9 protein-coding genes are annotated in these 13,013 nt (G+C 75.4%); 4 read left to right on the top strand and 5 right to left on the bottom strand.

The window, feature by feature from the left end; translation table 11 throughout:
* Nucleotides 1-30: 30 nt before the first annotated feature.
* The 5 genes from LG395_RS36405 to LG395_RS36385 all read right to left on the bottom strand — a co-directional run bounded on the left by LG395_RS36405 (nucleotide 31) and on the right by LG395_RS36385 (nucleotide 4,733).
* The gene (locus LG395_RS36405) at nucleotides 31-900 is read right to left on the bottom strand and encodes a 5-oxoprolinase subunit C family protein (RefSeq protein ID WP_225813237.1); all 870 of its coding nucleotides are present in this window, start codon (nucleotides 898-900) and stop codon (nucleotides 31-33) included.
* A 223-nt stretch (nucleotides 901-1,123) separates the two neighbouring features.
* Entirely contained in the window at nucleotides 1,124-1,741 is a 618-nt protein-coding gene (locus tag LG395_RS36400) for a 5-oxoprolinase subunit B family protein (RefSeq protein WP_225813236.1), read from the bottom strand.
* Complete coding sequence (locus tag LG395_RS36395; protein ID WP_225813234.1) at nucleotides 1,738-2,496, bottom strand: LamB/YcsF family protein; 759 nt, start codon at nucleotides 2,494-2,496, stop codon at nucleotides 1,738-1,740. Before LG395_RS36395 ends, LG395_RS36400 begins: the two co-directional genes overlap by 4 nt.
* A 75-nt stretch (nucleotides 2,497-2,571) precedes the next feature.
* Nucleotides 2,572-3,411, bottom strand: coding sequence for a putative hydro-lyase (locus LG395_RS36390; protein ID WP_171158276.1), 840 nt, complete (start codon nucleotides 3,409-3,411; stop codon nucleotides 2,572-2,574).
* Nucleotides 3,408-4,733, bottom strand: coding sequence for an MFS transporter (locus tag LG395_RS36385; RefSeq protein WP_225813233.1), 1,326 nt, complete (start codon nucleotides 4,731-4,733; stop codon nucleotides 3,408-3,410). The genes LG395_RS36390 and LG395_RS36385 overlap by 4 nt, the downstream gene beginning before the upstream one ends.
* Before the next feature lie 127 nt (nucleotides 4,734-4,860).
* Between LG395_RS36385 and LG395_RS36380 the strand changes: the two genes are divergently transcribed.
* From LG395_RS36380 to LG395_RS36365, 4 genes are all read left to right on the top strand, one after another.
* Nucleotides 4,861-5,562 carry a GntR family transcriptional regulator gene (locus LG395_RS36380; RefSeq protein ID WP_225813232.1) on the top strand — a complete coding sequence of 234 codons (702 nt, stop codon included), beginning with the start codon at nucleotides 4,861-4,863 and terminating at the stop codon, nucleotides 5,560-5,562.
* A 175-nt stretch (nucleotides 5,563-5,737) separates the two neighbouring features.
* A complete protein-coding gene (locus LG395_RS36375) occupies nucleotides 5,738-7,267 on the top strand; it encodes a hypothetical protein (RefSeq protein WP_225813231.1) in 1,530 nt (509 codons plus the stop codon).
* 40 nt (nucleotides 7,268-7,307) lie between these two features.
* On the top strand, nucleotides 7,308-8,186 hold the full coding sequence (locus LG395_RS36370; protein ID WP_171158284.1) for a hypothetical protein: 879 nt from the start codon (nucleotides 7,308-7,310) through the stop codon (nucleotides 8,184-8,186).
* 71 nt (nucleotides 8,187-8,257) lie between these two features.
* Entirely contained in the window at nucleotides 8,258-12,901 is a 4,644-nt protein-coding gene (locus tag LG395_RS36365; RefSeq protein WP_171158286.1) for a hypothetical protein, read from the top strand.
* Nucleotides 12,902-13,013: the final 112 nt, after the last annotated feature.

The following is a 13,013-nucleotide window of genomic DNA, read 5'->3' as shown; positions in this document are numbered from 1 at the left end:
AGCGGGGACTGCCGTCCCGGGCCCGGGGGCTCAGCGGCGGCGCACCGGCACGAAGCGGACCGGGGTGCCCGGCAGTGCCTGGGCGGCGGACGGGAGGTCGGCGGCGCGCACGACCGCGATCACCGGGTAGCCGCCGGTGGTCGGATGGTCCGCCAGGAAGACCACCGGGCGCCCGTCCGGCGGGACCTGGACCGCGCCCAGGACCATGCCCTCGCTGGGCAGTTCACCGGTCCGGGCCCGCTCCAGCGGGGGCCCCTCGGTGCGCAGTCCGATGCGGTTGCTCGCCGCGGAGACCCGGTACGCGCGCGTGGTGAGATCCCGCACCGCCCGCCCCGTGAACCAGTCGTCGCGCGGGCCGAGCGTCACCCGCAGCACGAGCTCGGCCGGCGGACCCGGCTGCGGCACCCCGTCCACGCGCGCGGGAGGGCCGGCCGGGGCGCCCAGCGGCAGCACCGTGCCGTCCGTGAGCGGCGCCGGACCGAGGCCGGACAGCAGGTCGGTGGCGCGGCTGCCGAGGACCGGCTCCACGGTGACTCCGCCGCCGACCGCGACGTAGCCGCGTACGCCGGCCGTGGCCGTGCCCACGTCCAGCAGTTCGCCCGCCGGTACCACGACCGGCGCGCCCCACGCGGCCGGGCGACCGCCCACCGTCACCGGGCACGGCGCACCGCCGACCGCGACGGTCACCGTCGAACGCGGGCGCAGCGCGCAGCCGTTGAGGGTGGTCTCCAGGACGGCGGCGTCCGGCGGATTGCCGACGAGCCGGTTCACCAGCGCGGCGGCGGGCCCGTCGAGCGCTCCGGAGCGGGGCACGCCGAGGTGCGCGTGGCCCGGCCGCCCGCGGTCCTGCACGGTGGTCAGCGCCCCGGCGCGCACGACGACCAGCGCACGATCGGTCATGGGGCCTCCCAGGCCACGGGCCGGGCGGGCACCGGGCACGCGCGCGCGTGCGCTGCCCGGCGCCGCCCGGCCACACCGTTTCCCCCGGGCCGTACGACCGCCGGTCCGGCTGCTTCCCCGGTGCGTGCCGATACGGCTGTGGCCGGTTTCCCGGTGCGTGCCGTCACGGCTGCGGCCGGTTCTCCGGTGCGCGTCCCCGCCGGTGCGCCCCCGTACTCCCCGCTCATGCGTCCCCCACCGGCACGAACCGCACGCGCGTGCCCGGTTCCAGCAGGGCCGCCGGGACGCGTGCCGGGTCCCACAGCACCGCGTCGGTCGTGCCGATCAGTTGCCAGCCACCGGGCGAGGAGCGCGGGTAGACGCCGGTGTACGGGCCGGCCAGGGCCACGGCGCCGGGCGGAACCGCCGTGCGCGGGGTGGCGCGGCGCGGCACGTGGTAGCGCTCCGGGAGCCCGGTGAGGTAGCCGAAGCCGGGGGCGAAGCCGCAGAAGGCCACCGTGAACTCGGTGCCGGCGTGGACGCGGGCCACCTCCCGTTGCGGCACCCGCCAGTGCGCGGCGACCGCCGCCAGGTCAGGACCGTCGTACCGCACGGGCAGCGTGACCAGCTCGCGCGCGCGGACAGGCACCTCCGGCACCCGCGCACCGGTCAGTTCCGCCGCCCAGCGGGCCGGCTCGGCCAGCCCGTCGAGCAGGACCGTACGGGCCGCCGGGACGATCTCGCGCACGGTGAGCGAGCCCTCCGCGCGGCGCCGCAGCAGCTCCGCGTGCACGGCCTGCGCCTCCTGCCCGGAGGCGACCTCGACGAGCAGCGCGTCGTCGCCGACGGGAAGCGCCCTCACGCGAACGCCTCCACCCGCACGCCCGCCGCCGCCAGCCGTTCCCGCACCCGCCGGGCCAGGCCGACCGCGCCCGGGGTGTCGCCGTGCAGGCACAGCGACCGGGCGCGCACCTGGATCCGCGCGCCGGAGCGCGCGATGACAGCGCCGGAGCGCGCGAGGCTCACCGAGCGCTCCACGACGGCGTCCGGGTCGGTCACCACGGCACCCTCGTGACCTCGCGGCACCAGCGTGCCCTCGTCGGTGTACGCGCGGTCCGCGAAGGCCTCCGTGACGGCCGGAAGACCCGCCTCGGCCGCCAGCTCCAGCAACCGCGAGCCGGGCAGGCCCAGCACCGGCAGCGAGACGTCCGCGAGGCGCACGCCCTCGATCACCGCGCCGGCCTGTTCCTCGTCGTGCACCACGCGGTTGTAGAGCGCGCCGTGCGGTTTGACGTACGCCACGCGCGCGCCCGCCGCTCGTGCGAACACCTCCAGGGCGCCGATCTGGTAGGCCACTTCGGCCGCCAGCTCGGCGGGCGGCACATCCATCGCGCGCCGCCCGAAACCGGCCAGGTCCCGGTAGGAGACCTGCGCGCCGATCGTCACCCCGCGTTCGGCCGCCCGTTCGCACACCCGGCGCATGGTGGCCGCGTCCCCGGCGTGGAAGCCGCAGGCCACGTTGGCACTGGTGACGACGGACAGGAGCTGGTCGTCGTCGGTCAGGTGCCAGCGGCCGAAGCCCTCGCCCAGGTCGGCGTTCAGATCGATCGCGGTCATGGTGTTCTCGCGTCTCCGGTTGTCGTGGCGCTCTCTCGTGCGCGGGGTCGGGGTTGCGGTACGCACGGTCGCGGCTCAGTCGACGCCGACCAGCCGGTACTGCTCGTCCCGTGCGTCGGTCAGGAACATCTGGCCCGGCGCGTGGGTGATCGCGAACGGCGGCCGGGACGCCATCACGGCCGCCTGTGGGGTCACCCCGCAGGCCCAGAACACCGGGATGTCGCCGTCGGCGACGGTCACCGGGTCGCCGAAGTCGGGCCGGCCGAGGTCCTCGATGCCGAGGGCCGCGGGATCCCCGCAGTGCACCGGACCGCCGTGCACGGCCGGCAGCAGGCTGCTCTCCCGGATGGCCGCGCCCAGACGCTCGGGCGGCACCGGCCGCATGGAGACCACCATCGGCCCGCGCAGCCGGCCCGCCTCCCGGCAGGCCCTACTGGTCACGTACATCGGCACGTTCCGGCCCTGCTCGACGTGCCGGATCGGCACGCCCGCGCGGGCCAGCGCCCACTCGAAGGTGAAGCTGCACCCCAGCAGGAACGACACCAGGTCGTCCCGCCAGTACGCGCGCGCGTCCGTGGGTTCGTCCACCAGCTCGCCGTCCTGCCACACCCGGTAGCGCGGCAGATCGGTGCGCAGGTCGGCGCCCTCGGCGAGGACGGTCGTCGGGGAACCGGCGTCCGTGACGTCGAGCACGGGGCACGGCTTGGGGTTGCGCTGGCAGAACAGCAGCATGTCGTAGGCCCAGTCGGCGGGCACCGCGATCAGGTTGGCCTGGGTGTGGCCCGCCGCGACCCCGGCGGTCGGCCCGGTGAGGCCGCCGCGGAAGCGGGCCCGCGCGGTTTCCGGGCTCCACGCGTGCGCGTGCGCGTCGACGGTGGTGACGGGCCGGTCCTCGGTACGGTTCACCCGCGTCATGCCAGTTCCTTCCCGCGCGTCTCCGGCAGCCCGAGCAGCGCCAGCGCCGCGAGGCCGTAGCCGATCGCGCCGAAGACCAGCGCGCCGCCGACGCCCCAGCTGTCCGCCAGGAAGCCCACCAGGGTCGGGAACACCGCGCCGACCGCGCGGCCGGTGTTGTACGTGAAGCCCTGCCCGGTGCCGCGTACCGCCGTCGGGTACAGCTCGCTCAGGTAGGAGCCGAAGCCGCTGAAGATGGCCGACATGCAGAAACCGAGCGGGAAACCGAGCACCAGCAGCAGGGTGTTGGCGCCGTGCGGGATGTTCGCGTACGCCAGGATGCACACCGCCGACAGCAACGCGAACAGCCAGATGTTGTTCCGCCGGCCGAGCCGGTCGGTGAGGTGACCGCCGGTCAGGTAGCCGAGGAAGGCGCCGGAGATCAGGAAGGCCAGGTAGCCGCCGGTGCCGACGACCGACAGGCCGCGGTCGGACTTCAGGTACGTCGGCACCCAGGTCGCCAGGGTGTAGTAGCCGCCCTGCACGCCCGTGGAGAGCAGGCTCGCGAAGACCGTGGTGCGCAGCAGGCCGGGGGCGCCGTCTGCGCGGGCCGGCCGGAAGATCGCGGCGAACGAGCCCCGGCGCGGGTCCTGTTCGCGGGCCGCCGTCGCCGTGGGGGCGTCGTGCACCGAGCGGCGCAGCCAGACCACGAGCAGCGCGGGCAGGGCTCCGGTCCAGAACATCACCCGCCAGGCCAGGTCGTCGCCGGCGAAGGAGAACACCAGGGTGTAGACGACCGCCGCCAGACCCCAGCCGACCGCCCAGGAGCTCTGGATGGCGCCGAGCGTACGGCCCCGGTGGCGCGCGCTCGCGTACTCGGCGACCAGGATGGCGCCGACCGCCCACTCGCCGCCGAAGCCGAGGCCCTGGAGGGCGCGGAAGACCAGCAGGGTCTCGTAGGTGGGCGCGAAGCCGCAGGCGACCGTGAAGACGGCGTACGTGACCACCGTGATCATCAGGGCCCGGACGCGGCCCACCCGGTCCGCGATGACGCCCGCGGCGGCGCCGCCGACCGCCGATACGACCAGGGTGACGGTGGTGAACAGGCCGGTCTGGCCGCTGCTGAGGCCGAAGTACGCCGAGAGCGCCACCATGCTCAGCGGCAGGGTGAAGTAGTCGTACGAATCCAGGGCATAGCCGCCGAAGGCTCCGGCGAACGCGCGCCGGCCGCGCGGGCCGAGGGCGCGCAGCCAGGTGAACGCGCCGTCCTCGGCGGTGTGTTCGGCCGGTGCCGGCCGCGATTCGGTGGAGGGCACGGAACGTGGCGGTGGGGTCGTGCTCATGGGCACCTCGCAGAAGAGGGACGGAGGGTGCTGGGAAGTGAGCCGTGCGGAGCACCGTAGAGGATCGTTCAACGATCCTTCAATACCCGTGTTGTTTCATCCTGGTGTCTGCGATTGAATTCCGGGCATGGCAGAGGAGCTGACGGGACTGGCCGGCGACCGGGTCCTTCTGGGCCGCACGAGCACCGCGGAGCGCGTTTCGGACATTCTCAGAAGCCGCATCTCCGAGGGGTACTTCCCGCCCGGCACCCGGCTGTCCGAGGACGGCATCGGGGGGGCGCTCGGCGTCTCCCGCAACACCCTGCGCGAGGCGTTCCGGCTGCTCACCCACGAGCGCCTGCTCATCCACGAACTCAACCGGGGCGTGTTCGTCCGGGTCCTGACCGTCGAGGACGTGGAGGACATCTACCGCACGCGCTCCCTCGTCGAGTGCGCCGTCGTCCGCGGGATGGGCGAACCGCCGTACCGGCTGGACGGGCTGGTCGCCGCGGTCGAGGAGGGACGCGCGGCGGCCGCGGAGAATGACTGGAAAGGGCTGGGCACGGCCAACATCCACTTCCACCGGGAACTGGTCGCCCTCGCCGGCAGCGAACGCACCGACGAGCTGATGCGCAGCGTCTTCGCCGAGCTGCGCCTGGCCTTCCACGTCGTGGACGACCCGCGCCGGCTGCACGAGCCGTACCTCGTCCGCAACGCCCAGATCCTCCAGGCGCTCCAGGCCGGCGACCGGCACGGCGCCGAACGCCTCCTGGAGACCTATCTCACGGACTCGCTGGAACGGGTCGTCGAGGTGTACCGGCGCAGGGTGGGCGAGGAGGGCACCCCGTAGCGGGACGGGGAACCGCGCGACGGGCCGGACGGCCGGGCGAGGACCCCGTGGCGGCGCGGGAACCGCGCGACCGGCCGGGCGGAGCGCTTGCCGGCGACGGCCGCGGCCGTCGCCGGCGAACCGGCGGAACCGCTCGTTTGGGCCGATGTCAGACCCAGGACCTAGTCTGTGCACCGTGACTTCGCCTGCATCGACGGACCGTGTTCCGCCCCAGCTCAGCGCGGGGCCGCGCCCGGCTCCGGGCCCGGCCGCCGACGAGGGGCTGGCGCGTCGGCTGCGCGCCCTCGCCTGCACGGCGCCGCTGCACGACCTGGACGCCCGCAAGACCAACCTGGCCGGCGAGTACTCGGTGTACGGGATGGCCGAGGTGGCGCTGGCCGCCATCGACCTGGTCACCCTGAACATGGACTTCGACACCGGCGCCGACCACGAGCAGATCGTGGCCCGGCTCCTCCCGCGCATCGCCGCCCAGGCCCCGGGCCGGCCCGCCGCCGAACACGAGCGCGTGGCCCGCTGGGTGCTGGAGAACCTGATCAACGTCGGCAGCGTGGACCGCGGCTTCCGCGCGGTCTACGGCACCTTCGCGCCCGACGGCACGTACGTCCGCCGCGACTACGACTTCAAGCTGATCGAGGAGGTCCCCGGCCCCGGCGGCACGGTCTACCTGCGGACGACGGACGAGGCGGTCAACGTCCTGGTCGGCGCCCTCGACACCGACGTCACCAGCGCCCAGATCGCCGCCGAGGTCAAGCTCGAGGTGCTGATCAGCCGCGGCCGGCTCGCCGACGCCCAGCTCGCCGCCGAGCAGGCCCGCTACCGCACGGTCCAGTACTCCGAGACGCTGCGCCGGGCCCTGGAGGCCACCCGGCGCAACGTCCGCGCGGTCGACTGGCTGGGCGCCGTCCCCGACATGATCGCCGAAGCCCTGGACCACGTGGCCGAGCGCTACCGCCACGAGAACGCGATCCTCACCAACATCCGCAAGGCCCGCGACGAGACCGAGGACCCAGGGCACAAGCGCCGCGCCGCCGAACTCGTCGACATCGTCAAGGACTGCATCCGGCGCCACACCCAGCTCCAGTCGCGCCTGCTGGAGGCGGGCCCGCTGTTCCGCGCCGAACAGGACCGGCAGGCCTTCGCCACGCCGGCGACGGCGTCCGGGATCGACCTCTACGGCCATCTCGTCGCCCCCGTCCTGCCGCTGCCGCTGGAGCAGGCGATCCGGGTCACCGACGCCTTCTTCGCCCGCGGCACGGGACTGCGCACCCCGGTGTCCGTCCGGGTCGGCGACCTCGTGGACATACTGCTGACCCCGCCCGTGGAGCGGGAGCACCTGGGCGCGGAGATGCCCGAGCCCGACCTGATCGCGACACCGGACGACAGCCGCTTCAGCGAGGAGCAGCTGGCCGCGGCGCGGGACCTGCTGGACCTGCCCGCGGACGCCCCGAGGAGACTGTCCGGGCTGCTGGCCGAGGCCCGGCGGACCGGGGACCCCGACCTCGCCTACCTGGTGGCGCTGCTGGCGGTCCACGCGGCCAGCCCGCCCGTCGGCACCGCCTACCGGCAGGGCGAGGAGAAGCTGCTGTTCGCCGTGGACGACGGCACCGAGCTGGACGATCCCGAGTTCGGCGGGGCGGACCTGATCGTGGGGACCGCCCTGCTGGACGCGGCCGGGATGGCCGCGGACCGGACGGAAGCGGCATGAGCGGCATGAGTGGACAAGAGCACGACAAGGAGCCGAACCCGTGACCGAGCACGTCGACCGGAGTGAACCCGAGCCTGCCGCCGCCCCGGCGGGTTCCGCCGTCACCCCCGCCGACGCCGCCGACGCGGCGCGGCTCGTCGCCTTCGGACTCCAGCCCAAACTGGCGCCCGCCCGCGACCAGGAGTACACCGAACTGCTGCGCCGCTACCGCGAGGACCCGGCGTTCGCCCGGCTCGCCGACGCCGTCGCGGCCGGTCTGGGGCTCGTCGTGCTGGAGGTGTCCCCGCGCGCGGGCATGGCCGTGACCGCCGCCGAGGACTCGGTGTTCGCCGTCCGCATGGGCGACTACGCGCGTCGCACCGCCGCCGACTCCGGCGACCGCTTCCTGCACGGACTCGCCCATCTCGCGGTCGCCGCGCTGGCGTTCCCGCGCCCCGAGGACCTGGCCGACGACTCCTACATCGGCCGGGTCACCGTCAACGGCGTCGACGCCTTCGTCCGGCAGGCCTGCCGCCGCCTGGAGGAGCGCGCCGAGGAACAGGGCGAGAACACCGACCCGGCGACCGACGCGCCCGGCCTGGAGGCGGCCTGGCGGATCTGGGCCAGACGCAGCGCCACGGGCGCCACCAAGGACGCCCGCCGGCCGGCCGCCTCCACCACCGGCATCGTGGCGAAGGCCATGGCCTTCCTCACCGACTCGGGCTTCCTGCAGCGCACCGGCGACGACAACGGCGGCACCTACCGCACCACGGCCCGCTACCAGCTCCAGGTCCGCGACCTGGCCGGCAGCGCCGCCCTGGCCGAACTGGTCGAGCTGGGCATCGTCCCGGTCACCGACGGCACGGCCACCCTGCTGCCCGCCCAGGACACCGACGACCTGGAGCTGGTGGCCGACGCCGGACTGCCGTTCCACTCCTGACGCGCTGAAGCTCCCGCAGCTCCAGACGATTCGAACCACCGCACCTTTCACCAGACTTACGAGAGTCCGCCATGTACGAGCTGTCCCGGGTCCGCCTCTACTCCATCGGTCCCGCCGGTGCGCGCTACGCCGACACCGTGCTGGACCTGCGGGGTGTCGGCGAGCCCGTGCCCGACCCGGCGCCCGCGCAGGCGGAGTTCTTCGAGGAGGAGCCGTCCGGTCCACCGCGCCGGCCCGCGCCCGCGGGCGTGCTCTTCCTGGAGAACGGCGGCGGCAAGTCCGTCCTGCTCAAGCTGATCTTCTCGGTGATGCTGCCGGGCCACCGCAACACCCTCGGCGGCGCCAGCTCGGGCGTGCTGCGCAAGTTCCTGCTCGCCGACGACTGCGGCCACGTGGCCCTGGAGTGGCAGCACGTGCTGACCGGCGAGTGCGTCGTCGTCGGCAAGGTCAGCGAGTGGCGCGGCCGGCAGGTCTCCAACGACCCGCGCAAGTTCGCCGAGGCCTGGTACTCCTTCCGGCCCGGCCCCGGCCTCAGCCTGGACAACCTGCCCGTCGCCGAGTCCACCGCCGTACGGCCGCCCGCCGAGGGCACCTCGGGTGCGCACGGCCGCCGCCGCACCATGAAGGGCTTCCGCGACGCCCTCATGGAGGCCGGCAAGGTCTACCCGCACCTGGAGGTGCACTGGGAGGAGATCCACGAGCGCTGGACCGAGCACCTCGGCGACCTCGGCCTCGACCCCGAACTCTTCCGCTACCAGCGCGAGATGAACGCCGACGAGGGCGAGGCGGCCGGCCTCTTCGCGGTCAAGAAGGACTCCGACTTCACCGACCTGCTGCTGCGCGCGGTCACCGACACCCGGGACACCGACGGCCTCGCCGACCTCGTCAGCGGCTTCGGCAACAAGCTCGGGCGGCGCGCCGAGCTGATCGCCGAACGGGACTTCACCGCCGGCTCGGTCGACCTGCTCGGCCGGATCGTCGAGGCCGCCGAGACGCGTTCCCGCGCGCGTGACGTCCACGCGGGCGCCGAGCGCCGCACCCGCACACTGGCCAGGCGGCTGTCCGCGCGAGCCGTGCGGGAGCGGATCCGTGCCGCCGACCTCGCCCAGCGGGTGACGGCCGCCGCGTACGCCGTCACGCACTCCGAGGGCGCCCGCGAGCGCAGCGCCCTCGTCGCCGCCGAACTCGCCTACCGGCACGCCTCCCTGGCGCTGGCCGCCGCCGAGAAGTCCGCCGCCGCGCAGAAGCGCGAGCTGGCCGACGCCCGCACCCTGCACTCCGCCTGGCAGGCGGCCGAGGCCGTGCTGCGCCACCGCGCCGCCGCCGACCGCGTCGCGCGCGTGTCCGCCGCCATCCAGGAGGCCGAACGGGACGCGGCGCCCGCGCTCGCCGCCCGCGCCAAGGCCGCCGTGGACCTCGTACGGGCCCTGCACGCCGCCGCCGGGAGCGCCGAGGCCCTCGCCAACGAGGAGGAGGAGCGTTCCGCGGCCCTCCAGGAGGCCGGCGACACCGCCTACCGGGACTCCACCGCCGCCGCCACCGAGGCGCAACGGGCCCGCAGCGAGGCCGGGCACCTGCGCCAGCGGCTCGGCGAGGTCGAGCAGGAGACCGCCGAGGCCGTCCGCGCGGGCTGGCTGGACGACAGCGCCCCGGACGCCGACCCGGCGCGGGCCGCGCTCGCCGCCAGCGACGCCGAGAAGACCGCCGTGGCCGCCTGGGACGCGGCCCGCGAGGCCGCCCGCAAGGCCGCCGAGCAGGCGCGCGAGGCAGCCTCCGCCGAATCCCGCGCGGAGCTGACGGCGGCCCGCGCGGCGGACGCGGCCACCGCCGCCGAGCGCGCCCACGAGGCCGAGCGGCGCCTCGCCGAGTCGCTGGCCGCCGAGGAACGGCTCGCGGAGCTGCTGAGCCTGCCGGGCGCGCCGAGCGTGGCCCGGGTGCCCGCGCCCAGGACGGAGGAGGCCGGCCACACCCGCGCACCGGCGGCCGAGCCCGCCCACGGCGTCCTCACCCCCGAGGAACTCGACCGCTGTGCCGACGAGTTGCGCGAACTCCTCGACGGGGCCGTGTCCACCGCCGAACGGCACCTGTTCGACCTGCGGACGGCCGCCGCCGACGACGCCCGCATCCTCGGCGCCCTCGGCGACGGCGGGCTGCTGCCGCCCGGCCCGGACGTACTGGCCACCGTCGAGTTCCTCGGCGAACACGGCATCCCGGCACTGCCCGGCTGGCGCTACCTGGCACAGGCCGTCGACCCCGCCGACCACGCGCGCGTGCTCGCCGCCCGCCCCGAACTGGTCGACGGCGTGATCATCACCGACCCGGACACGCACGCGCGTGCCCGCGAGGCCCTCGGCGACGCCGCGCTGCTGCCCCGCTCCGCCGTCGCCGTCGGCACCGCCGCCGCGCTGCTCGCCCCGCCCCCCGCCCAGGGCACCACCTCCGGCGACGTCTTCCTCGTGCCGCCGAACCCGGCCATGCACGACGAGCACGCCGCCGACGAGGAACGCCAGGCACTGCGCGCCCGGGCCACCGCACGCGACGAGGAGATCCGCGCCCTCGCCGCCCGCCTCGGCAAGGACCGCGAACTGGCCGCGCGGCTAGCCTCCTGGCGCACCGGCTGCCCCGCCGGGCGCCTCACCGAGCTGGCCCGGGCCGCCGAGGAGGCCCGCGCCTTCGCCGAGGAGGCCGAAGCGGAACTCGCCGAGGCACGCACGGTACGGGCGGAGGCCGACGAGTCCGCCGCCGAGGCCGCCCGGATCCGCGACGAACGGCAGGAGGCCGCGCAGAAGGCCCGGCGCGCCGCCGACGCCCTCGCCGGCCTCGCCTTCCGGCTCCGCGAACGCGCCGGCTGGCAGGTGAGACTGCGCGAACTCGCCGACGAGGCCGCCGAGTCCGAGGCCCGGGCACAGACCTGCCTGGAGCGCGCCCGCGCCGCCGACGAGGACCGCCGCGCCGCCCAGCGCGCGGCCGACGACGCCCGCCGCACCGCGCGCGCCCTGCGCGCCGAGCGCGCCGAGATCGCCGGCGCCCCCGACGACGTACCCGTCGCCGACGACGACGCCCCGAAGGCCTCCCTGCCCGCCCTGCGCGAGGCCTACCGGGCCGCCTCCCAGGTGTACGAGAAGGTCGGCGTCGGTGCCGACCTGCGCGCCGAACAGGCCCGCGCGGAGAGCGACGAGAGCGCCGCCCTGGCCGAACTGGACCGGCTCAGCAACAAGGTCCGCACCCGGGCCGAGCAACTGCTCCAGTCGCCCGACGGCGCCGACGGGCCCTCCCGTCAGGCCGCCGCCGCACGCGCGGAGGAGCTGGTGCAGCTGCTGGAGACCCGGATGTCGACCGCGAGCGAGCAGCTCGGCCGGCTGCGCGGCGAGGCCGAGCGGCACGCGCCCGAGGACGGCGAAGCCCACACCGAGCTGCCCGGGGAACTCGTCCCGCGCGACGCGGAGCACGCCCAGGCGCTGCTGCGCACCGCCACGGCCGAACTCGCCGCGCGCACCGAGGCGCTGGCCGAGGCCCGCGAGGCGCACGCCGAACTGCTGGACGCCCACCGCGCCGCCGAGGACGCGGCCGGCGGCTTCGACGAGATCGCCGCGATGCTCCGCGACCTGCTGCGCGAACACGCCCCCGAGGAGGAGCAGGAGGACCCGGAGCCGTACCCGGGCACCCTGGAGGAGGCCCGGCACTCCGCCGCCGAGGCCCGCCGTTCGCTGCGGGGCTGCGCCGCCGACCTGTCCGCCGCCGAGGCGGCCGTGCGCGAGGCGAGCGACGTCCTCGTCCGGCACGCCAACTCCACGCGCTACGAGCAGGTCCGCACTCCCGCCCGGCAGCAGATCCGCGAACTGCCCGCCTCCGCGCTGCCCGAGCACGCCCAGAAGTGGGCGGACGCCTTCGCGCCGCGGCTGCGCGTCCTGACGGACGAACTGGCCCAGCTCGAACGCAACCGCGACTCGATCGTGGACCGGCTGCGCGGTCTCGTGGAGTCGGCACTGGCGACCCTGCGCTCCGCCCAGCGGCTCTCCCGGCTGCCGGAGGGGCTCGGCGAGTGGTCCGGCCAGGAGTTCCTGCGCATCCGCTTCGAGGAGCCCGACCACGCCACGCTCACCGAACGGCTCGGCGAGGTCATCGACGAGGCCACCCGCGCGGCCGTCAGGAAGAACTCCGACCTGCGCCGTGACGGCATGTCCCTGCTGCTGCGCGGCGTCGCGGCCGCCCTCCAGCCGAAGGGCGTGGCCGTCGAGATCCTCAAGCCCGACGCCGTGCTGCGCGCCGAGCGTGTCCCCGTCGGCCAGATGGGCGACGTCTTCTCCGGCGGCCAGCTGCTCACGGCGGCCATCGCCCTGTACTGCACGATGGCCGCGCTGCGCTCCAACGACCGGGGCCGGGACAAGCACCGGCACGCCGGCACGCTCTTCCTGGACAACCCGATCGGCCGGGCCAACGCGACCTACCTGCTCGAACTCCAGCGAGCGGTGTCCGACGCGCTGGGCGTCCAGCTGCTCTACACCACCGGTCTGTTCGACACCACCGCCCTCGCCGAGTTCCCCCTGGTCATCCGCCTGCGCAACGACGCCGACCTCAGGGCGGGCCTGAAGTACATCAGCGTGGAGGAACACCTCCGGCCCGGCCTTCCCCAGCCGCCCCGCGCCGGAGAGGCGGTGCACAGCGAGATCACGGCGACGCGGATGTTCAAGAAGCCCGCGCCGAGCGCCCCCTAGACGCGCGGTTCCTGGCCGCGGGGATCCTGCGGCCCGGGGTTCGGCGGCCGGGCTTCCGTACGCTGCGTCGCCAGGTCACCGGACGCGCGGCCACCGGGCTCGCGGCAGCCAG

This window comes from Streptomyces spinosus (genome assembly GCF_020400655.1).
In the GTDB taxonomy this organism is placed as follows: domain Bacteria; phylum Actinomycetota; class Actinomycetes; order Streptomycetales; family Streptomycetaceae; genus Streptomyces; species Streptomyces argyrophylli.
This window is presented reverse-complemented; position numbering and strand designations above follow the sequence as displayed.

Bases quoted from the DNA above. Each gene is read 5' to 3' on its own strand.
- LG395_RS36365 (WP_171158286.1), top strand. From the start codon at position 8,258: ATGTACGAGCTGTCCCGGGTCCGCCTCTACTCCATCGGTCCCGCCGGT.
- LG395_RS36380 (WP_225813232.1), top strand. From the start codon at position 4,861: ATGGCAGAGGAGCTGACGGGACTGGCCGGCGACCGGGTCCTTCTGGGC.
- LG395_RS36405 (WP_225813237.1), bottom strand. From the start codon at position 900: ATGACCGATCGTGCGCTGGTCGTCGTGCGCGCCGGGGCGCTGACCACC.
- LG395_RS36390 (WP_171158276.1), bottom strand. From the start codon at position 3,411: ATGACGCGGGTGAACCGTACCGAGGACCGGCCCGTCACCACCGTCGAC.
- LG395_RS36385 (WP_225813233.1), bottom strand. From the start codon at position 4,733: ATGAGCACGACCCCACCGCCACGTTCCGTGCCCTCCACCGAATCGCGG.
- LG395_RS36395 (WP_225813234.1), bottom strand. From the start codon at position 2,496: ATGACCGCGATCGATCTGAACGCCGACCTGGGCGAGGGCTTCGGCCGC.